Raw genomic sequence first — 20,642 nt, forward strand, 5'->3', positions numbered from 1 at the left:
GCTCTTGCGGGCCACCGCGATCACGTCACGACGGAACTCCGCCGGATACGGCTTGGGCACGATGCTGATCCTTCCAGCGAGGCCGCAGCCTCACAGGCAAGGAGTCAACTGAACTGGGGGCAGTCCCGTCAAACCGGGCTTAACGCCGCGGAAGCGTCTAAGCCGTCCTTCTGGGCAGCCGTGGCCGACACCGGCAGCGTGGGCCTGCAGCTCACCCCTGATCCCGATGCTGACGGCACCGTGTTTATGACGCTGGCTGGTGAGCAGTTCGCCGGACTGTTCCCCGAGGCACTGGATGCCAGCCGCTGGGACAGCATCGACGAGGACGACCTCCGCGCCCAGATCGGGAAGATCGATCAGGACATCGCTTTCCTTCGCGGTGCGGACTTCAGCGCTCTAACTGCGGCCGGCGAGTTCGAACTCACAGTGAAGATCCCGATCAAACCCGCACCCGTCGGCGAGACCACTACGGGGGCCGACGCCACTGATGTCTTCGAGACGGTCGATCAGACATTTCGTCAACTGGTCGACCGCACGATGAAGTCAGATCTGGCGCGAGATCTGGTCAGACGTGGTTATCTCGACCGGAACTTCGCGCTCTACGCCGCGCAGTTCTACGGCGACTTCACCGGGGTGGACGTGGCGACGTTCATCGTGCAGAGCGTGCAGACAAACACGATGGACATCGACTACAGATTCGAGAGTTCGGGCGCGATCGAGAATCTCCTGTCCGAGACGAGCGAAGACTTCACTCACTCGGTCAGCGCGTACAACGTTGCTGTCGTCGACTTCCTCCTCGAGCACCGGCGCGACCTGGCAGACAACGTCGTTGCCCGGATGGTTTCAAGCTTCGACGACCAGGCACGCGAGTTCCTTGCGGCGTACCTCTCCGCCGGAAAACAGCGATCGCTTCTGGCGGCGCAGCTGAGCGCTCGCGGGTGGCGCAAGATCTTCACCTATCTGGCCCAAGACGAGGACGTTCCTGACGACGCTCGCGTGGGTCTTTTTGATGCTGCGCTGAGCGGTGCGGGGACGCAGGGCTACGACCTCGGGTCGGATGCGGCCGAGTTCATCAGCGAGCACTACAAGGAGATGCCTACGTTCACGTCAGCGCAGGACGACGCACGGGTTCAAACGGTCGTCGCTCTCGTCGAGCGCGCTGACATCCTCGTCGCGGATCTCTCAACAGTTCACGAGACCCTCCGCGCGCAGCTAGTGGCCCAAAGCCTCTACCAGCTGACCGCACCCAACCTGTACGCGGCGCTGGGTGCGCCGCGCACGATTAGCCTCGACCAGGTCCGTGAAAATGATGTGGTCTACGAGTACTGCCTCGCCAACCCGGGTCGATACCTAGCCGCGGTCACGGGCGACGGCAACACCGAGCACACAGTCGAGACGGCCGACACGCTGCGAGCAGTGCTGGCGGACGTCGCCGGCACGTGGTCCGACGAACACATGGACGAGCTCGTCTCTGCCGCCGCACCTGGCAGTGCCCTGGACAGGATCGCGGCTGTCCCGTCGTCGACTTGGTCGGCTCTGGCCGCCGCACGGCTTTTCCGCGCGTCGATCTTCAACATGGAGGCGTATCGGGCTGAGGTTGGCGCAATCGACGAACAACTTGCCCAACTGCTGCTCGCTGCCGGCGCGATCGAAGTTGAACCGGACAATGAAGTCCTCGAGGGCGACGAAGCTGTACCGGACCACAAGGTCGCTGCTGCTGTCGCCATCCTGAATGCCAGCGACACGATCCCGGCTGCGCGGGACCGGGTCTCGCTCGTCCGTTCCCTCGACATCGACGGCCCGCTTCCGGCTGCGCAGCTGCAGCCCGAGGGCGGAGAGCTCCTCACCCTCCTCATCACAAACGGGATCGTCGAGGACGACGCTGAAACGTTCAGTCAGTTTCACGCCGCTGGCTGGAGCGCCTTGGAGCCGGCCATCGTCGCGTCCGAGTACTTCAAAGGCTCAGTCGCCCCAGAGTTGGTCGACGGGATGGTCGCGCAGATTTTCGACAGCCCGAGGGTTCGCGACAAGGTCGGCGCCCAGATCGTCGGCCGGCTGGGCGAGTTCGTGCCAGGCGACGACGCTGCCGCCCTTACTGCGGCGGCCAGTTTCGCGGTCGCCCAAGGAGTCACACTGCCTGTCCACGAGATCCTCCGCGTGGCGGCAACGGGTCCCGAGGCGCGCGACGTCACGCTCCGCTTGCTTCAAATGGCGTCGCCGACGCCGGCGGACATTGTTGCCACGCTAGTTGAGCTCGGCGAGCCATATAGGAATCTGTCGACGCGTGAACAGACGGAGTTTGAGGTGCCATTTGACGACGCTCACCGTGCGGTCTTCGAACAATTAGAACAGGCAGGGCTGTGCAAAACGTCGAAGAAGCGGTTGCAGGACCGACTCCTTGTGAAGTTGTTGTGACTGGCGTCATCAACGTTAGCTGATCGGTCCGGGCCTGGGCGCGGGTCGGGTGCCTCGCGATTATGCTGCCGCCAACAGCAGGCATGACGATCTCCGACGCGGATCAGAGAGACGTCGCCCCATGTAGAAAATTTGATGTCAGCCTGGCCGGTATTCCCAGGCGGCGAAGAGAGGGCTGTCCGAGCCAATTTCGGCGTCCTGAGGGAATTCCAGTCGAGTCCGGCACTCCTCATGGACTGGCACCGGCCCCCATTCCCACGTCTTGGGCGCGGCGTCCTTCCGGGCGGTGCCTTCGTAGCGAACACCCTTACGGCCTGGACGGATCGGCTGCTGACATACGTGGCAGGTGACGGCCATGAGGACGGTCTACACCCCGACGGCCCTGCGGACGAAGCCCTGTCCGCGGCGCCTTGATGGAGAGACGCGCGTGTCCTCAAGCGGCCCACTAAGGGACACGAGGAAGCCCGATACGTCCGAGGCTACTTCCCGGCCGGTCAAAGAGTTCGACTGTCGCTGGCCCGACACCGTTCCAGGCGACGACGAAGGAACCGAGGGGCGCCTCGAGCGGCTGCCGGACAGGCCCGTCCACGTCGGTCACCTCGACCCAGGCCGCCGCGTCGCCGGCTACTCCGATCGCCCAGTGCGCCTCCAGGCCATCATGCGAGCTGACGTGGAAGTGGTGGAGCGTCCAGGCACGGGCGTGCATCTCAGGACGCCGGAGTAGCGGCGTCTCGGTGGTCCACCAGTTGGTGCCTCCGCTGCTGAGGCTCTCCCGCCAGCCACCGGGGACACGTCGGTAGCCGGTCGCGTCCAAGTGGACCGTGAGCTCGCCGTCGTCTTCGTCCGGACCTGAATTGATGACGGACAACAGCGCGCCCCACTGCGGCCCGATCCAACGCGCGATGACGACCGCCTCGCCCTCGGCAAGGTTACGCGGCGGCGGGGACAGGAGCGGTTGGTCCAACAGCCGGAAGCTCAGCGTCTCGAACAACTCCTCCACAACTTGATCATGGGCGTGGCCGACGCGGATAGCGAGCAGTTCCTCGACCGAAACCGCTCGCAGTCAGGGGGGCCGGGGATTGTCGGTACCTGCGCCTAACGTGCATCCCGGTCCTTTTCAACGAGCGAATCGAGGTGCGCGCGTGTCCCGAGTCATCCAGGGCTCTGTCAAGGAGGCCCTTAACGTCGAGACATCCCTCACGGTCCAGGGCTCCGTTGAGGCTGGCGGTACCGTCCGCGGCACGCTCGTCGTCCAGGGCGCCACTGGAGGAGACTTCGCCATCGAGGCTGGCGGCTCTATCACTGTGCAGGGAGCCGCCTCCGGGAGGTTTGCGATCGCCGAGGGCGGTTTTCTGCTCATCGCTGGTGTTTGGGCCGGAGAGGTGACCCAGCACGACGGTCGCGTCTTCATGGCAGTCGGGACGGTAGTGGCCGATGAGGCCGGAGTGCTCGAGCCCGACGGCTCGCTGCGACGGCATCCGCACGGCGGCGACGTGCACGTCAATACGGACGCAAGCAGCTACCTGGAATTCGGCGACGATGGGCTCTTCTACGCTCTCGACAGGCCCGAAAAATAGATCGCTGGACGTTGAGCTGCGGCGGGATGGCTCATGACGTCGGACGCTTGAGCTGTCCAAACGCCGACCAGGGCAGACATTGGGACGCCTCGATCTGTCTGTGAGCGGTTGGCTAGGAAAGCCTTCACTCTGACGGCATGTGGGCAGGTGTCAGAGCTATTCGGTAAGCAAGAGCCATGACCACTGGGGAAGTCGTCCAGATCATCGCAGTCAGCGTCACCGCCATTGGCGTCTTGGCGGCTCTGGCGATCGCGGTCTACGGCAACAGAGCTGCAGATCGGCGTGCAGCGGCGGACCGCGCGGCAGCGGATCGACGCGCCGAGGCCGACCGGGCGTCGGGGCAGCAGGCAGACCAGCACCGCCTCGAAATCGAGCTGCTCTTGCGCCTCGCGGCCAACCTGACTCGCGGCGGTGCGCAGGATCCGCAGGAGGTAGCACGTCTAGGTGCTGAGGCGCGGGCCTTGATTGCGGCGCTGGGTCCCGATCGGGTGCCGATGTCTTACGCGGAGTACGCCGAGTCGACTGACGAATTGCTAACCGCAATGGCGGACACATCGAAGCCGCTTTGGCTCCGGCAGTCCATCGAAGCCCTCCTGCAACTACAGCGTCTAGCCACCGAACACCGCGCTACGACCTGAAGTCCGGCGCGCGAGACTCCTGGAGCGCGAGACGTGGTGATCAAGGCACGTCCCACGCGCGGCCTGCGGCGACCGCTGGTTGTGCGCTCATCGAGCCCGGGACTATGGGCGGATCTAGCTTCCGAGGACCAATGCCCCTAAGCGACCAACCATGGGGCGACCTGCCGCAATGGTCCGGTCCATGCGTCGCCGTCTTCGAGCCGTGTCATTCGGCGATGAGACGCGACAGGCGGCGCAGGCGTTCCCGACCAGTGTCCGTAATCCAGCGATTGCCATCCTCCCCTGTGATCAATAGGGGAGGATCCATGGAGTAGTAGCCCGCAGTGCCTCGGGGATCCATGCCTGCCTTCTTCGCGATCTGACGCGCCTCATCCCGCGTAACTCCCCGGCCGGCACGATCATTTACTCCAGCGAATTCTGAGAGCACCACGTACATGCTCTCGGGACTGCCTGCCGTCGGTACCTCGTACGATTCCATCCCCTCGACTAAGTCGTCGCTGAGCCTTTCGACCTGCGCCTCTCTAACTGCTTCCTCCGACACCGGTGCAGAGAGAACCCTCGGAGCTAGGTGCAGCAATCCGCTGACATCCGTGAGATAGAAGTCGACCCCCGCTTCCTCGCGCATTTCCCGCATCATGGCAGGGAGCGCGCCGACGGTGATGTTCTTGACCTTGTACAGCCAGTCCTCTTTTCGTTCCTCGGACACGAGAAGGACGGCCAGTCCTCGGCGCTTCGCCTCGTCCATAACCTGCCGCCAAAGTAGGAAGTCGCCGGACGCGTCAGCCTTGTTCTCGAAGTCCGCCCAACCTGGCGGGACGAGTTTCCTCCCACGCTCTATTGCCTGCTTTCGAAGTCCCGCCTCGAGTTCTGCCGGGTAGCAGGGGCCCACTTTTCCGTTGAGCAGTGCCTCTACCAGGGGCAGGACTGGATCCGAGGAAGACGACGGATTGTCGGCCCAGGTACGGTCCGCCAGCGCTTCCGTCAGCATCTTCTCGACCTGCTCGCTAGCGGAGGCCAGTCCACTAAGCACCGCCTCGAACTGCTCGGTTGGGACTCCCGTGCGGCGCATAAGCCCGAGCAGGTTGTCACTGAGTTCTTTGAGTCGCTTCTTGGCTTGGCTCGCGCCGGTGTTGAGTTCCTCCCGCGTGTCGAGCGCGACCTTGAGGCGATTGCGGGCGAACTCCAGGGCCGCCTGATGAGGCACGAAGAGGCGCTCGCCGATCCTTTGGAGCACGCCGATCAAATCTCCCCGCGCCACCGCGCCGAAGCGGTAGAGGTTCAGCAGGACATTCGCGTCGAGTGCCACGAGCCCTTGGGCCAACGCTTCGCTCTTGCCGTCCGCTGGCGGCGGCCTCCATGCGCCCAGGTCGTCGAACAACCCCCCGAGGCTGCGGCCAGGCTTTTCCGACTCATGCACAGTCAGTGTGTATCGCACATCGCGTGGCCGAGCGTGCCGGTTGGTCAACACGTTGACCGCAATGGCTGCAGACATCTGCTCTATGCGCGTGTTGGCGTCCTGCTCCGCACTGGCTGCGCCTCCCCGGGCCCGTCGCCGGAGCCCGCCACAGAGCCCGGGAGACGTGCGCAGCTGCGTCATGCCCGTCCCTGAAGCCGCCCTCAGGGACAGTCGTCGTCTCACGGCGGGGCGTCGTCGGCACGCCGTCCAGTCCGCACAGAGTCCGCAACTTGTCCGCAAACGGTCAACAGCAACCAATGCGGACCAATTGAAAAAGTGCAGGTCAGCCCGCCAATTCGAAGTCGACCAACGACTGCCGACACCCCCTCGACAATCCCCGGCGTACAGGCCGACTCGTCCGTCGCCCGCCGCTGAACTCCGCTATGGGTCGGCGGACGGCGTCAGTCCGCACGGAGTCCGCAGCTCCGACAACCATCGAGTCGGACGGCGGCCTTCCGGTCGTCGTCTGAGAGCGCACGCCCGGTCGGGGCTCTCTGGTCTCGTCCGTCGGACTCTCACCACAGCGGAGACACTCACCGCCTGCTCCGGCCACACTGGCCGCATGGAGCACGACGTCCTGCTGCGGATCGCGGAGCTGCTGAAGGAGCGGAATGAGATCGACCTCCAGATCGCCGAGGTCATCGACCGACCCATGACCTCGGGCCACCTGGGGGAGTGGGTCGCCGCCCAGATCTTCGACATCAAGCTCGAGTCGTCAGCGTCCGAGACTGCCATCGACGGTCGGTTCTGTTCTGCCCCTCTGAAGGGGCGAACAGTGAACGTGAAGTGGTACCTGCAGCGGGAAGGCCTGCTGGACATGACGGCGTCCGAGGATCTGGACGACTACCTCGTGATGACCGGCCCAGTCGGCGCGGCTGCGAGCTCTCGTGGTCGGACGCGGCCTTGGCGCATCGACGCTGTCTACCTGTTCGACGCTCGGACGTTGCGGGACGACCTACTCGCACGCGGAAGGCTGGTTGGCACGGCGTCGAGCGTTCGGAACCGGCATTGGACCGAGGCCGAGATCTATCCGGAGCCCACGAACCGGCGGCTGCTCCTGACCGACGAGCAGGTGGAAGCGCTGAGTTTGTTCAGCGCCGGCTGATTTCGACCCTCGCAGCGGGAGCTACGCCGCTCCAGACCACAAGAGGACAAACGACCGTCGGCCGGCCATGCCGTGGGCCACGCCAGCGCCGGAGCCAGTGCACGACGACCGAGCCCCCAACGTGCCACCCCTTGGGGCGGTGCGTCGCGTCTGGACCGGCGCGGCGCGCTAAAGACCGCGCTCCCCGGTGCGAGGCTGCGACCGTGCGAAGAGTCACCGCTCGGTCACTGCTCGCTGTCACCGCCGTGCTCGCCGGCTGCAGCGGCTCGCATCGGTACCGGAAGGAGCGCGAGCAATGAATCGCCTGCGCTCGTGGCTGCTGCCGGTGGCCACCCTGGTTGCTGGACTCCTGATCGGGTGGCTCGTCGCCGTCGCCCTCCAGGACCCGACGGCGTCAGACGAGTACCGCGCTGTACAGATCCGCGCCGAGGACGCCGAAGCGCGCGCTGGTGAGTACCAGCGGGCCAGGGACGTCTACGCCCAGAGGGCCGGGGATCTTGCCGAGCGCGAAGCCGAGATTGCCGCTCGCGAGCAGGCTGTCACCGCCGAAGAACAACGGATTGCAGTGTCCACCATCGGCGTAGGCATCTGGACGGTCGGAGTCGATGTGGAGCCGGGGACCTACCGGACCGACGAGCCGGTCGCGGCCCGGTGCTACTGGGGCATCTACCGGTCCGGCACCAACGGCAGCGACATCGAGGCGAACGACAACGTCGAAGGCGGGTTCCCGACCGTCACCCTCTCCGAGGGGCAGGACTTCGAGAACCGTGGGTGCCCCGACTTCGTCAAGCAGTAGCCAAGACCGGGGATCGGGGGCACAGGATGGCGACAAGCACGGGGAGCCGACGGGAATCGTTGGGTAGCGCCTTCCCGGCTCGAGCCGCCAGCCAGGGGCGGTTGCGCTGGTCAGCCGCCCCCTGCTGGACAGAACCCGGCATACAGGCCGACTCGTCCGTCGTCCGCCGCTGACCCGCGGTCATGGGGTCCGCGGGCCCCTACGATCCGGGCGGTGGGTTCCTCGCCGACTGTTCGCCCGGCTCGGGTCGGGGACGTCGCGCAGATGGCGCGGGTGAACGTGCGGTGCTGGCAGGAGACCTATCGGGGACTCGTGTCGGACGCGGTACTCGACGCCCCGGGCTTCCTGGCTGCCCGGGAGCGGTTCTGGACCGCCGCGCTGACCGACGAGCGGTATCGCGAGAACCGCTCGGCTGTCGCCGAGCGGGATGGCGAGCTCGTGGGGATCGCCATGTCAGGCCCGCCCCTGGACGCCGGGGTGGCGTGGGCGCGGCAGCTGTACGTGCTCTACGTCCATGCGGCCGACCACGGCACGGGTGCTGGGCCGGCGCTGCTGGACGCGGTCGTCGATCCGGCGGAGTCGGTGGCGTTGTGGGTGGCCGACCCGAACCCACGTGCGCAGGCGTTCTACCGCAAGCACGGCTTCGTCGCCGACGGGACGGCCCAGGTCGAGGGCGGGGTGCGGGAGATCCGCATGGTCCGCGGCGTGCGGACCACTCGGTGATCCGCTCGGTTGGCCACGCCAGCGCGGCCGCCGCTCAATCGCGCAGGTGCGCGTTGAGCCGTGCGGCCTGCCGCGTGAGGTGGTCGCGTTCCGGGAGGTTGGGCGCCGAGCGGGCGGCCTCGGCGTAGAGCCGGGCCGCGGTCCGCGGGTTCCCGTCGCGCTCGTGCAGGTACGCCGCGACGGCGGTGTGGCGGGGCAGGCTGGCGTCGAGCCCCGCCAGGGCGGCCAGGCCGGCCCGCGGACCGTCGGCCTCGCCGACCGCGACGGCCCGGTTCAGGCGGGCCACCGGGCTGTCGGTGAGGCGCACCAGCTCGTCGTACCACTCGACGATCTGCACCCAGTCGGTCTCCTCGGCCGTCCGGGCGTCGGCGTGGAGGGCGGCGATGGCGGCCTGGGCCTGGAACTCGCCCAGGCGGTCGCGGGCCAGAGCGGTCTGGAGCACGTCGACGCCCTCGGCGATCAGCCGGGTGTCCCACAGGGTGCGGTCCTGCTCGGCGAGCGGCACGAGGCTGCCGTCGGCGCGGGTCCGGGCGGGACGCCGCGCGTGGTGCAGCAGCATGAGGGCGAGCAGGCCCGCCACCTCCTCGTGATCGATCCGCGCCGCAAGCTGGCGAGCGAGCCGGATCGCCTCGGCGGCGAGGTCGACGTCGCCGGAGTAGCCCTCGTTGAAGACGAGGTAGAGCACGCGCAGCACCGTGGCGACGTCGCCGGGCTGGTCGAACCGGACGCCCGACACGGTCCGCTTGGCCCGGCTGATGCGCTGGGCCATGGTCGCCTCGGGCACGAGGTAGGCCTGGGCGATCTGCCGGGTGGTCAGGCCGCCGACCGCGCGCAGGGTGAGAGCGACCGCCGACGCCGGGGTCAGGGACGGGTGCGCGCACAGGAAGTACAGCTGGAGCGTGTCGTCCACTTCCACGCCTGCCCCCGGCGTCGGCTCGTCGTCGACGCGCACCTCGCGCCGCCGTCGGGAGGTGTCGGCACGGGCCGCGTCGAGGAACCGGCGCCAAGCGACGGCGACCAGCCAGCCCTTCGGGTCCCGCGGAGGGTCCTCCGGCCACACGCGCACGGCCTCGACCAGTGCGTCCTGCACGGCGTCCTCGGCCGCCGCGAAGTCGACTCCGCGGCGGCCGAGGACCCCGATCACGGTGGGGATGAGGGTCCGCAGCTGGGCCTCATCCACCGTGACACTCGGAGATGGTCGGCGCCTCGCCCAGGAACGGACGGACCTCGAGCCACTCGTGGATCGGCTTCCCGCCCGCTCCCGGTGCGGCGGACAGCTCGCCGGCCAGCTCGACCGCCCGCTCCCGGCTGTCGACGTCGATGACCATCCAGCCGGCGATCAGGTCCTTGGTCTCGGCGAACGGGCCGTCGGTGACCGGCGGGCGCCCCTCGCCGTCGGAGCGGACCCACATCCCGTCGGGGGACAGCGCCTGCCCGTCGACGAACTCACCGGTCTCCCCGAGCCGCGTGGCGAAGTCGTTCATGTACTGGATGTGGTCGGAGATCTCCTCCGGCGTCCACCGGTCCATCGGCACGTCGTTGACCGCCGCCGGGGCGCCCCGGTAGTGCTTGAGCAGCAGGTACTTGGCCATCGTGTTCTCCCTGGTGAGGTACGGCCCTCGGTGGCCGTGTTCACGTCGGGGACGGAGCCGCGCGCGGGTTCTCGACATCCCGACCGCGACATCTTCCGACGAATCTGTCAGTCGACCAGCAGTGAGCACCAGGAATCGGTCAGCAGCCCCAGCGCCTGCTCGCGGTCGACGTCCCATCCGTGCCGGAACCACGCGGAGACGGCGTCCCTGACGGGCGGCTCCTCGGGACCTGGTCAGGTGACGACGGCGACCGGCCGAGTCCAGCGCCTGCCTGACGGGCGCCGGGGCCGACAGCGATACGCTCGCCGGCCGGCGGTGATGGCCGCCCTGTTGGTTCGCTCACACCCCGTCAGGGAGTGAGCTCCGGGGAGGCCCGCCCGCTGTGACCTACACCTTCACCTACCAGGCGCTGCCGATGCGCGTCGTGGTCGGCCCCGGCACGATCGCGCAGCTCCCCGACGAGGTCGCCGCGCTGGGGCTGTCGCGCGTTCTGGTGCTCTGCTCCCCGGAGCAGCGGGACACCGGCGAACTCGTCGCCGCGGCGCTGGGGGAGCGGGCGGTCGGGGTGCTCGCGGAGGCGCGGATGCACGTGCCGGTCGAGGTGGCCGCCCGCGCCCGCGACCTCGCGCTGGAACTGGGCGCCGACGGTTGCGTCGCCGTCGGCGGCGGCTCGGCCGTGGGCCTGGGCAAGGCGATCGCCCTCGAGCACGGGCTGCCGGTGATCGCCGTCCCCACGACCTACGCGGGCTCGGAGATGACGCCGGTGTGGGGGCTGACCGAGGGCGGCCAGAAGCGCACCGGGCGCGACCCGCGGGTGCTGCCGCGCAGTGTCGTCTACGACCCGGAGCTGACGCTCAGCCTGCCGCCGGACCTCTCGGCCACCAGCGGCATGAACGCGATCGCGCACGCCGTCGAGGGCCTCTACGCCCCCGACGCGACGCCGATCGTCTCGCTGATGGCGGAGGAGGGCGCCCGGGCCCTTGCGGCGTCGCTCCCGCGCGTGGTCGCCGACGGCACCGATCTCGACGCGCGCAGCGAGGCGCAGTACGGCGCCTGGCTGTGCGGGGCGGTGCTCGGTGCGACGACGATGTCGCTGCACCACAAGCTCTGCCACACGCTCGGAGGCACGCTGGACCTCCCGCACGCCGCGACGCACACCGTCGTCCTGCCGCATGCGCTGGCCTACAACGCCCCCGCCGTCCCGGCGGCCGTCGCGGCGCTCTCGCGGGCACTCGGCGGTGCGGCCGATCCGGCCCGGGCCCTGTGGGAGCTGGCCGGGCGGCTCGGTGCCCCGCGCTCGCTGCGCGAGCTCGGCATGGCCGAGCAGGACGTCCCCCGGATCGCCGGCCTCGCGGTCGCGAACCCGTACGCCAACCCCGCGCCGGTCACGCGGGACGGGGTCGAGCGGTTGCTGCGGACCGCGTGGGCCGGGCAGCCGCCGGGCGGGACGTGACCCTCCCGCCCGCGGGAATGGGCCAGGATGGCCGCATGACCGATCCCTCCCAGCACGGACCCGCGGCCGCGATGGTCGTGCCCGCCTTCTACGTGAAGCAGCGCATCACGGTGATGGTGAACCGGTACGAGATCCGGGCCGTCGCCCCCGACGGCAGCGAGGGGCACCTGCTGGCCTTCGCCGAGCAGAAGCGGATGAAGCTCAAGGAGGAGATCATCTTCTTCGCCGACGAGTCCAAGAGCCGCCCGGTGTTCTCGTTCAAGGCCCGGCAGCGCCTCGACGTCCACGCGGAGCACGACGTCTACGACGAGCAGGGCCGCGTCCTCGGCACGTTCAGCAAGCAGTTCGGGGCCAGCCTGCTGCGCTCCACCTGGAACCTGTCGGCGCCGGGGCTGAACGCGGTCGGGAAGGAACGGCGGCCGGTCATCGCGATCCTGCGCCGGATCTGGGACTTCATCCCCTACATCGGCGATGTCTGGGTGCCGTTCGTCTTCCACTTCGACTTCGTCGACGACGTCTCGGGCCAGGTCGTGCTGGTCAGCGAGCGGCAGAAGGCGATCCGCGACCGGTACACGGTGACCGTTCCCGACCCCCGCCTGGACTTCCGCGTCGCCGCCAGCATGGCCGTCGCCCTGGACGCCCTGCAGAGCCGCTGACCGGCTCCCGAGCCAGAGAGCCTCAGGGCGCGAAGATCAGGCCCCACTCGCCGGGGCCGGCATTGTTGGCGTTGCGCAGGTACCAGGTGGTGTCTCGGACGACGCCGGGGGTGGTGTTCCCGTTGAGGCCGTCCCAGTCGCCGGTGACGACGTCATCGCTGGCCCGCCCGTAGCCGAACCCGATCTCGCCGGGCCCGGTGGTGTTGCTGTTGCGCAGGTACCAGGTGCTCTCGCGGACGATGCCGGGCGTGGTGTCGCCGTCGCCGTCCCAGTCGCCGGTGATGACCCGGTCGCTGGCCCTCCCGTAGGCGAAGCCGATCTCGCCGGGCCCGGTGGTGTTGCTGTTGCGCAGGTACCAGACGTTGCCGCGCACGAGCCCGGGGGTGGTGTCGCCGTCGCCGTCCCAGTCGCCGGTGACGACCCGGTCGCTGGACCAGCCGTAGCCGAACCCGATCTCGCCCGGCCCCGAAGTGTTGCTGTTGCGCAGGTACCAGACGTTGCCACGCACGATGCCCGGCGTGGTGGTGCCGTTGCCGTCCCAGTCGCCGGTGACGACCCGGTCACCGGCCCGGCCGTAGCCCAGCACGATGTCGGCCGGCCCGGTCGAGTTGCTGTTGCGCAGGTACCAGACGTTGCCGCGCACGAGCCCGGGCGTGGTGGTGCCGTTGCCGTCCCAGTCGCCGGTGATCCGCCGCTCGACCGGGGCGGGCGGGGCGGCCGTCCGGCCGGCCAGATCGACGAAGGTGTACCCGCGGTCGCGGTAGAACTCGATGATCGTCGGCAGCGCGGCCACCGTGGCGGGCATGGCGCGCGGCTGGTTGTGCAGCAGCACGACCGGGTGCGTCTGGCTGCCGCCGCCCTGGGCGAGCGAGATGATCCGGTTCACCCAGTACGCGTCGCCGGACCCCGCGGCCTTCCAGTCCTCGGTGTCGACCGACCAGTTGAAGACGGCCATGTTGCGCGCCTGGGCCAGGTTGAGGGTCGTGGCGTTGGTCGTCCCGTAGGGCGGTCGGAAGAAGCACGGGTACCGGCCGGTGACGCTGGCCTGCTGGGCGCTCGCGTTGTCCATCTCGGCGGCCTGCGTCGCGGCCGTCTCCCGCGACATGTCCGGGTGCGACCAGGTGTGGTTGGCCAGGAGCACGCCCTGGTCGTAGGCCGCCCGGACCAGCGCGGGACGCACCGTCTCGTTGACCCCGATGTTGAAGAACGTCGCCGTGACGTTGTACTGGCGCAGGATCGCCAGGATCGCCTCGGTGCTCGCCCCCGGGCCGTCGTCGAAGGTGAGCGCGACCGTCCGGCCCGATCCGGGCGCAGTGCGCTGCACGCCGTAGGGGGCGGCGGGGCAGTCGGAGATCGCGGCGGCCGCGGACAGCGGTGGGTCGACCGTCGCGGGATCCACGGCGAGCACCTCCGACGGGGGCCAGGGTCCCTCCTCCAACGGGTTCGGGGGCGGGCCCGGGTCCGGCGCGGCCTGGGCCGGGGTGCCGAGCAGGGACGTCGCGACGACGACCAGTCCGACGAGCAGGATCCGCCCCGCGTGCGGTCGCCTCATGTCCCCACCCTCTCGGTCGCGCGCGATGCGATTGCCCTCACGGTCGGCGCCGGAAGCGAGAGCGGACAGGGCCGTTCGTCATGCCGGCCGAGCCGACCGGCCCCGAGCCGGCGTCCGCCGAGTGGGTGCTCGGCACGGCGTGACGGCGGCACCTACGAGGCCAGGTCGAGCGACAGGCCGGCGTTGATCAGGCTGCCCGGGATCGGGCCGAAGCCCAGCAGGTCGGCGGCGAGGTTGCCCGCCTCGGCGTTGCGCACCGGTGGGACGGCGACGTAGGCCGGGCGCCCCGAGCCGGGGTCCGCGCGGTCGGGGTTCAGCGCGTAGAGGTCGGCGCCGTCGCTCACGCCCGCCCCCCACGCGAAGAACGGCACCGTGTAGTTGACCTCGGCGGTGGCGTCGGCATGGCTCGTGCCGAGGCCGCCGTGGTCGCTGGTCACGATCACCACGGTGTGCGCGGCCAGGTCCGGGTCGGCGGCGATGGTGTCCAGCAGATCGCCGATGAACCCGTCGGTCCGGGCCACCTCGGCGACGTACTGGTCCGACATGTACCCGTACTGGTGGCCGACCCCGTCCGGCCCGGCGTAGTGGATCATGCTGAAGTCCGCCGGGGCGGTGCGCAGCGCGGCCTGCAGCGCCGCCGTGATGGTGGCCGCGGCGGCCCGCTGGTAGATGTCGATCTTGTCGCGGCCGTCGTCGGCGCCGGTGGTGTCCACCGCGCCGTTCGTGGCGTTCCAGCTCCGGTCGAGGAAGTCCAGCTTCGCCTTCGACGTGTAGAGCGCCGTCGTCCCGCCGGCGTCGTGCACGAGGTCGAAGATGCTCGCGCAGTAGAACCCTGCGGCGGCGTGCACGGTGGATCCGTTGTCCTCGTTGAACGTCACCCGGTGCCCGCCGGTGACCGTCACCGGGCGGCTGGTGACCATCGAGGTGTGGTTCGGCAGGGTCTGGGTCGCCTCGAAGACCGTCCGGGCGTCGAGGGTCCAGGCACCGTCGGCCATCAGCCGGTAGAACGTCGGGGCGCCGGTGGCGCCGAGTTGGGTGATGGCGTCGGGGTTGAGTCCGTCGACGGACACCAGGACGACGTGCTCGATCGCGCCGGGCTCGGGGTCCGGCGGGGGCGGGCCGGCGGCGCAGTCGCCCGCGGTCCAGCGTGCCGCCGCGTCGAACAGGGCCCAGGCGTCGGCGGTGAACGTCGTCGGGCCGGTGGCCCACAGCGGGAACGTGACCCGGCAGGCGGGGGCCGCCCGGCCGTCGGCCTGCGGCTGGCCGGGGGAGAGCGTGAAGATCGTGGCGTCGGTGCCCGACCGCGCGACGACCGTCGCGGCCGCCGTCGGGCGGCCGTAGGTGAGCCGGCCACCCGACTGGAACGTCACCGTGCCGGTGCGCCCGGCCGCCATGGCGTGGTCGGGCGCGGCGATGGTCAGCGGGGTGACCGGCTTGTCGGCGTAGTCGGTGCCGGCGACGGGCCCGGTCAGCCCGAAGTCGTCGAACAGCCACGGCTTGGCCACCCAGGCGGGCACCGACAGCTCCGCCAGCGCCCGGACGTTGGCGAGGTTCGAGCTGACGGAGTGGCTGACCAGGACGAAGGCCGCACCGGTGGCCTGCGCGGAGCCGACCGTGTTGTCGTCGGCGACGACGACGGTGAAGCCGAGCCCGAGCAGCCGGGTGCGGACGGCGGTCTCACCCGCGGTCAGCGTGCCGGGAGCGGCGACGACGAAGAGCACCTCGCCGGTCGGCGTCGTGGCCGCCTCGACGGTGACCGCGACCGGGTCGGAGGTCGTGGTCTGCCCGGCCGAGTCCTGCGCCGTCGCGGTGACCGAGTGATCGCCCGCGGCCACGCTGCCGGAGTTCCACGCGACCGAGTAGGGCGCCGTGGTGTCGGTGCCGACGGTGGCGCCGTCGACGGCGAACTGCACCGAGGCGACGCCGACGTCGTCGGAGGCCGACGCGGCCAGCTCGACGGTGCCCGACACGGTCGAACCGGCGGTCGGTGCCGTGACGGCCACCGCCGGCGGGTCGTCGGCCGGCGGCGGCCCGGCGGTGCAGTTCGCGCTGCCCCAGGCGACGGCGGCGTCGAAGAGCGCCCATCCGGTGGCGGTGAAGGTGGTGGGCGCGGAGCCGACCAGGGGGAAGGTCAGCCGGCAGGCGGGGGCGGCCGCCCCGGAGAACAGCGGTGCACCCGGCGCGATCACGAACACCGAGGGATCGGTCCCGGCCGTGGCCACGACGGTCGCGGACGCGGCCGGGCGGCCCCACGACAGGCGGCCACCGGACTGGATCGTCACCGTGCCGGTGCGGCCGGCGGCCATCGGGTGCGCGGGGTCGGCGATGGTCAGCTGGGCCCCGGACTTGTCGCCGTAGTCGGTGCCGCCGGTCCGCCCGGTCAGCCCGTAGTCGTCGAGCAGGTAGGGCTTGGCCACCCAGACCGGCACCGTGACCGAGGCCAGCGACTTCACCGCGGCCGCGTTCGAGTTGACCGACTGGCCGATGATCACCAGGACCTTCCCGGCCGCGGCACCCGGTGTGACGGTGTCGTCGTCGGCCAGGGTGACCGTGTTGCCGCCGTCGATCAGCCGGGTGCGGACGGCGCTCTCGCCGGTGGTCGGCGCCGTGGGAGCGGCGACGACGAGCAGCACGTCCCCGGTGGCCGCCGTCGCGGCGGCGGGGGCGACGAGCGCCGGTGCCAGCATCGTGACCGCCACCATCAGCATGCGCAGCAGACGTCCGCCCACAGCTGTCTCCTCCGCCCGCCGCCGTGGACTGCTCGCCGGCAGGGTTGCCGCAGGCCGACGGGGCGCGCCGTGCGGCGTGTGTACCACCGCCGGGCGGGCGAGCCAACCGCTTCGGGCGCAGTCGGTGCCCGCTGCACCAGGGGAGATGCGCCGGTCAGCCGCTCACCGCACGACGAGGACCCCGGTGAAGGACGACGAGTGGCGGCTGGTGAAGCGGTAGGCCCCCGGCTGGTCGGGTGCCGGGAAGGTCATCAGGGCATGGCCGGGGACCACGACGTCGAAGGAACCGTCCTGCGCCGTGATCGTGACCTCGGTGGCGGTCGCGTTGTGCACGGTGACGCGGGAGCCGGCGTCGACCGGCGCGGAGACGTGGAAGCGGGTCTCGTCGACGAGGACGGTCACCGAGAGGTCCCCGTGGTCGTGGCCGGACATGTCCTCGACGCCCGGGGAGGCCGGGGCCGGTGCCGTCGCGGCCGCCGGGGGAGCGGACCCGCTCCCATCCGCGGGCGGCGGCGATGCCGACAGGGCCACCGCGAGGGCCACGGTCGCGAGCATCACCCCGGCCTCCACGGCGGCGAACCGACGGAAGCTGCCGGGCCGCCCGGCGCGCAGTCGCGGCAGGGTGCGGCGGCGGTGCCACCAGCCGATGACCCCGAGCAGCGTCAGCGCCGCCGTCTTCGCGGCGAGCAGCCACCCGTAGCCGCTGGCGAGCACCGCCGACGGCCCGAGGTCGTCGAGGATCAGCCAGGCCGCCAGCACGCCTGACGTCCCGGTGGCCACGAAGCAGGCCAGGGCCACCGCGCTGAAGCGGGTGGCCGCGGGCGCGAGGTCGTCGCGGCCCCGGCCGTGCACGAGCAGGGCCAGCAGGCCACCGACCCAGAGACTCGCGGCGAGGACGTGCAGGCCGAGGCCGGTCACGGCGAGCAGGTGGTGGTCGGCCTCGGCCGAGTGCCCGGTCAGGACCGCGGGCACGACCACACCGGCCGCCGCCAGCACCAGCAGCGCGCCGGCCCCGACCGGGCTCCGGCTCCGGCGGGCCAGGGCGGCGACCAGCACCGACACAGCCAGCACCACGAGGGCCGCCCGGCCGGCGGGCAGCCCGCTCACGAAGGTCCACAGCACGGCGGGCGTGATCGCACCGGGGCCGACGAGCTGGCTCAGCGTCAGCAGGGCGGCGACCGCCGTCGCCGCGGCCCAGGCCGTCGCCCACACCGACGCCGCCCGGAGGGCGCCGCGGGAGCCGGCGGGGAGCGGTGCGGCGGAGGGGCGGAGGACGGCGGCGAACAGGAGGGCGCCCACGGTGCCCAGCGCGGCGATCCTCCCGACCAGCCGGGAGACCGGCAGGACCCGGTCGACGAGCGCCCCGCCCGAGGCCGGTCCGCCGGCGCCCACGGCGAGCGCGACGGAGAGGACGACGAGGAGGCCGGCGAGCGACAGCGCGACGGTGACGCCCGGGATCGGACGGCGGACGTCGTCGGCGTCCTCCCGGTCCGGCGCGATCGGCGGCCGGTCGAGGACGGTCACGCCGCCCGGCGCAGCTGGCGCACGACCAGCGCCCCGCCGACGGCGACGACGACGCCCACCGCGATCCAGACCGACGGGAACGGTGTGCCGCCGGGGTCGGCCCCCGCGCTGGGGAGGTCGCCGGCGCCGGCCGCGACCGGCGGAGCGCCGCCGGTCGCGGTGAAGGAGAACGTGCCGGAGATCGGATGCCCGTCGGCCGAGGTCACCCGCCACTGGACCGTGTAGCCCCCCGCGGGGAGGGCCTCGGCCAGCGGCTGGACGACGGTCGCGCCGCGCACGTCCGGTTCCCCCTCGGATGCCGAGGTGCCGTCGGGGCCCGTCACCCGCACCTGGGTGCCCAGCGGCTGGGGTGGCGCGGCGAACTCGAGCGTCACGTCCGCGGGCGGGGTCGGCAGCACGGCGCCCGCGGCGGGGCTGGAGCCGGCCAGGGAGTCGTGCGCCCGGGCTGCGGTGGCGCCGGGGCCGACCAGGAGCAGGGCCGCGGCGACGAGCCCGGCGAGGACCCGGGGGAGGCCAGGGCCCACGACGTGCGGGGTTCGGCGCATGAGAGGTGTTCGGGCGTCGACCCGGTCCCGGTTGTGTGCGGCCACCGAGCACTCCTGCCCGATATGGATGTCACACAACCGTTATGTACACGATCGAGTTGTGTGGTGTGGAAATGAACCGCACGGGGCACGGCAGGCGAACGTCCTTCGAAGCGTGCGGGAGCCAGCGTCCAAGAACGGCTGGGGGACCTGCTCGCTCCACGGGTCTTCGGCCCAGGCGACGGCGGACGCATCGGAGCGTCCGCCGGCTCCATCCCGGGAGCGGTTCCGAACCGCTGTCGATGTCGTCGCCCTCGGGCGCCGGCAGAACCTCTCGACCACGAGGAGCACACCTTGCGCAAGGCACTCGCACTCCCCACGATCGCGCTCGCTGCGGCTGCGTTCCCCCTGCTGGGCATGAGCGCGGCCTCCGCCGCCGACGGCGGCAGCTACCAGGCCGACCTCGGCGCGCTGAACGCCTCCGGCGTGACCGGCACCGGCATGGTGACCCTCGACGGCAACACCGCCACGGTGACCGTCGAGGCCTCCGGCCTGCTGGACGGCTCGCCGCACGCCCAGCACTTCCACATCGGCGCCGAGGGCACCTGCCCGACCGACGCCGACGACGCCGATGACGACGGCTTCGTGAGCGTCACCGAGGGTGCCCCCTACTACGGCGCCATCGGCTCGTCGCTGACGACCGAGGGCGACACCAGCCCGGACAGCGGTCTGGCGATCGACCGGTTCCCGACGACCGGCACGATCACCTACGAGCGCACCTTCGAGGTCACCGAGGACGTGCACGAGGCCTTCGACAACGGCACCGCGGTGCTCGTCCTGCACGGCGTCGACAAGGACGGCAGTGGCGCCTACGACGGTGACGTCATGAGCGACCTCGACCCGTCGCTGCCGATGGAGGCCACGGCTCCCGCCGCGTGCGGCTCCTTCGCGGCGGCCCAGATGGGCACCACGCCCGCCGGTGGCGCCGAGACCGGTGGTGGCAGCACCGCCGGCATGGAGCAGGAGGCCGCCTTCGGCATCGGCGCCGTCGCCCTGGTGGGCGCCGCGGCCGCCGGTGCGGTGGCGTACCGCCGTCGCCAGGCCGACCAGGCCTGATCGACCGACCGCGCCGCGCGGGGGGCAGACCCCCGCGCGGCGCGGTCCCGCTCGTCGACCCGCTGACCGGAGGGAACCGATCCCGTGACCGAACCGACCCGCCACCCGAGCCGGCGCACGTGGCTGGTGCTCGCGCTCGTCCTCGTCGTCGTGGGTGCCACGGCACTGGTCGTCGGCATCACCGGGCAGCGGACCGCCCCGCAGCCGGCCGCGGGCACCCGGTCCGCGCCGACGCAGACCTCCGACCGGCCCGCCGACAGCATCCCGGGCAGCGGCTCCGACACCGCCGAGGCACCGCCGGCGGCCGACGTCGCGGCGCCGGTGCGGGTCGACATCCCGGCGATCGGGGTCTCCAGCGACCTGATGCGCCTGGGCCTCAACGCCGACGGCACCGTCGCGGTGCCTCCGCTGGAGGCCGACGACCGCGCCGGCTGGTACGAGCGCGGCCCCGCGCCCGGCGCGGTGGGCCCCGCCGTCCTCCTCGGCCACGTCGACTCCGCCGAGTACGGTCCCGGCGTCTTCTTCGACCTCGGCGCGGTGGCGCCCGGCGACGAGATCCAGGTCAGCCGGGCCGACGGGTCGGTGGCGGTGTTCACCGTCGACCGGGTCGAGCGCCACCCCAAGGACGAGTTCCCGACGATCGACGTCTACGGCAACACCGACGACGCCCAGCTGCGGCTGATCACCTGCGGGGGCGACTTCGACGCCGGCGCCGGCAGCTACGAGGACAACGTCATCGTCTTCGCGACCCTCACCGGCACCTCGCCGGCCTGATCCTCGGGCCGG

Annotated in this window: 17 protein-coding genes and 1 pseudogene; 10 read left to right on the forward strand and 8 right to left on the reverse strand. The window is 70.9% G+C overall.

Annotated features, from left to right (window positions below; genetic code table 11):
• Nucleotides 1-2,415 (forward strand): annotated as a pseudogene (locus ABD644_RS19720) (P-loop NTPase fold protein); the annotation flags it as partial.
• 445 nt (nucleotides 2,416-2,860) lie between these two features.
• Here the strand turns inward: ABD644_RS19720 and ABD644_RS19725 are convergent.
• Nucleotides 2,861-3,415: a hypothetical protein gene (locus tag ABD644_RS19725; RefSeq protein ID WP_344690759.1), complete on the reverse strand. Its 555-nt coding sequence runs from the start codon at nucleotides 3,413-3,415 to the stop codon at nucleotides 2,861-2,863.
• A gap of 142 nt (nucleotides 3,416-3,557) precedes the next feature.
• Here ABD644_RS19725 and ABD644_RS19730 point away from each other — a divergent pair, with 142 nt between their 5' ends.
• On the forward strand, nucleotides 3,558-3,992 hold the full coding sequence (locus tag ABD644_RS19730) for a hypothetical protein (protein ID WP_344690760.1): 435 nt from the start codon (nucleotides 3,558-3,560) through the stop codon (nucleotides 3,990-3,992).
• Between the two features lie 176 nt (nucleotides 3,993-4,168).
• Nucleotides 4,169-4,630 (forward strand): hypothetical protein, encoded by a 462-nt coding sequence (locus tag ABD644_RS19735; protein ID WP_344690762.1) that lies wholly within the window; start codon nucleotides 4,169-4,171, stop codon nucleotides 4,628-4,630.
• A 205-nt stretch (nucleotides 4,631-4,835) separates the two neighbouring features.
• Here the strand turns inward: ABD644_RS19735 and ABD644_RS19740 are convergent, their stop codons facing one another.
• Nucleotides 4,836-6,008 carry a PIN-like domain-containing protein gene (locus ABD644_RS19740; RefSeq protein WP_344690763.1) on the reverse strand — a complete coding sequence of 391 codons (1,173 nt, stop codon included), beginning with the start codon at nucleotides 6,006-6,008 and terminating at the stop codon, nucleotides 4,836-4,838.
• 640 nt (nucleotides 6,009-6,648) lie between these two features.
• On the opposite strand from ABD644_RS19740, the gene ABD644_RS19745 reads away from it, so the two are divergent.
• From ABD644_RS19745 to ABD644_RS19755, 3 genes are all read left to right on the forward strand, one after another.
• Entirely contained in the window at nucleotides 6,649-7,191 is a 543-nt protein-coding gene (locus tag ABD644_RS19745) for a hypothetical protein (RefSeq protein ID WP_344690764.1), read from the forward strand.
• A gap of 295 nt (nucleotides 7,192-7,486) precedes the next feature.
• Entirely contained in the window at nucleotides 7,487-7,987 is a 501-nt protein-coding gene (locus ABD644_RS19750) for an Rv1352/Rv1906c domain-containing protein (protein WP_344690765.1), read from the forward strand.
• 213 nt (nucleotides 7,988-8,200) lie between these two features.
• Entirely contained in the window at nucleotides 8,201-8,710 is a 510-nt protein-coding gene (locus ABD644_RS19755; RefSeq protein WP_344690766.1) for a GNAT family N-acetyltransferase, read from the forward strand.
• Between the two features lie 34 nt (nucleotides 8,711-8,744).
• On the opposite strand, the gene ABD644_RS19760 is transcribed toward ABD644_RS19755, so the two are convergent.
• Nucleotides 8,745-9,890 (reverse strand): RNA polymerase sigma factor, encoded by a 1,146-nt coding sequence (locus ABD644_RS19760; RefSeq protein WP_344690767.1) that lies wholly within the window; start codon nucleotides 9,888-9,890, stop codon nucleotides 8,745-8,747.
• On the reverse strand, nucleotides 9,883-10,302 hold the full coding sequence (locus tag ABD644_RS19765; protein WP_344690768.1) for a YciI family protein: 420 nt from the start codon (nucleotides 10,300-10,302) through the stop codon (nucleotides 9,883-9,885). Before ABD644_RS19765 ends, ABD644_RS19760 begins: the two co-directional genes overlap by 8 nt.
• A gap of 382 nt (nucleotides 10,303-10,684) precedes the next feature.
• Between ABD644_RS19765 and ABD644_RS19770 the strand changes: the two genes are divergently transcribed.
• Together ABD644_RS19770 and ABD644_RS19775 are read left to right on the forward strand one after the other, a co-directional pair.
• Nucleotides 10,685-11,755, forward strand: a complete 1,071-nt coding sequence (locus tag ABD644_RS19770; RefSeq protein WP_344690769.1) for a maleylacetate reductase — start codon at nucleotides 10,685-10,687, stop codon at nucleotides 11,753-11,755.
• Between the two features lie 35 nt (nucleotides 11,756-11,790).
• Complete coding sequence (locus ABD644_RS19775) at nucleotides 11,791-12,411, forward strand: LURP-one-related family protein (protein WP_344690771.1); 621 nt, start codon at nucleotides 11,791-11,793, stop codon at nucleotides 12,409-12,411.
• A 22-nt stretch (nucleotides 12,412-12,433) separates the two neighbouring features.
• On the opposite strand, the gene ABD644_RS19780 is transcribed toward ABD644_RS19775, so the two are convergent.
• The 4 genes from ABD644_RS19780 to ABD644_RS19795 form a co-directional block, all read right to left on the reverse strand.
• Complete coding sequence (locus tag ABD644_RS19780; protein WP_344690772.1) at nucleotides 12,434-13,963, reverse strand: polysaccharide deacetylase family protein; 1,530 nt, start codon at nucleotides 13,961-13,963, stop codon at nucleotides 12,434-12,436.
• Nucleotides 13,964-14,115: 152 nt separating this feature from the next.
• A complete protein-coding gene (locus tag ABD644_RS19785) occupies nucleotides 14,116-16,692 on the reverse strand; it encodes an alkaline phosphatase family protein (RefSeq protein ID WP_344690773.1) in 2,577 nt (858 codons plus the stop codon).
• A gap of 162 nt (nucleotides 16,693-16,854) precedes the next feature.
• A complete protein-coding gene (locus ABD644_RS19790; protein ID WP_344690774.1) occupies nucleotides 16,855-18,216 on the reverse strand; it encodes a CopD family protein in 1,362 nt (453 codons plus the stop codon).
• A complete protein-coding gene (locus tag ABD644_RS19795) occupies nucleotides 18,213-18,761 on the reverse strand; it encodes a copper resistance CopC family protein (RefSeq protein ID WP_344690775.1) in 549 nt (182 codons plus the stop codon). The genes ABD644_RS19790 and ABD644_RS19795 overlap by 4 nt, the downstream gene beginning before the upstream one ends.
• Before the next feature lie 333 nt (nucleotides 18,762-19,094).
• Here ABD644_RS19795 and ABD644_RS19800 point away from each other — a divergent pair, with 333 nt between their 5' ends.
• Together ABD644_RS19800 and ABD644_RS19805 are read left to right on the forward strand one after the other, a co-directional pair.
• Nucleotides 19,095-19,856: a hypothetical protein gene (locus ABD644_RS19800; protein WP_344690776.1), complete on the forward strand. Its 762-nt coding sequence runs from the start codon at nucleotides 19,095-19,097 to the stop codon at nucleotides 19,854-19,856.
• Nucleotides 19,857-19,940: 84 nt separating this feature from the next.
• Nucleotides 19,941-20,630, forward strand: a complete 690-nt coding sequence (locus ABD644_RS19805; RefSeq protein ID WP_344690777.1) for a class F sortase — start codon at nucleotides 19,941-19,943, stop codon at nucleotides 20,628-20,630.
• Nucleotides 20,631-20,642 lie beyond the last annotated feature (12 nt).

Source organism: Blastococcus jejuensis (genome assembly GCF_039534705.1).
GTDB classification, from domain to species: domain Bacteria; phylum Actinomycetota; class Actinomycetes; order Mycobacteriales; family Geodermatophilaceae; genus Blastococcus_B; species Blastococcus_B jejuensis.

Coding starts and splice junctions, on each gene's coding strand:
- ABD644_RS19745 (WP_344690764.1), top strand. CDS start 6,649: ATGGAGCACGACGTCCTGCTGCGGATCGCGGAGCTGCTGAAGGAGCGG.
- ABD644_RS19735 (WP_344690762.1), top strand. CDS start 4,169: ATGACCACTGGGGAAGTCGTCCAGATCATCGCAGTCAGCGTCACCGCC.
- ABD644_RS19795 (WP_344690775.1), bottom strand. CDS start 18,761: ATGCGCCGAACCCCGCACGTCGTGGGCCCTGGCCTCCCCCGGGTCCTC.
- ABD644_RS19780 (WP_344690772.1), bottom strand. CDS start 13,963: ATGAGGCGACCGCACGCGGGGCGGATCCTGCTCGTCGGACTGGTCGTC.
- ABD644_RS19765 (WP_344690768.1), bottom strand. CDS start 10,302: ATGGCCAAGTACCTGCTGCTCAAGCACTACCGGGGCGCCCCGGCGGCG.
- ABD644_RS19750 (WP_344690765.1), top strand. CDS start 7,487: ATGAATCGCCTGCGCTCGTGGCTGCTGCCGGTGGCCACCCTGGTTGCT.
- ABD644_RS19775 (WP_344690771.1), top strand. CDS start 11,791: ATGACCGATCCCTCCCAGCACGGACCCGCGGCCGCGATGGTCGTGCCC.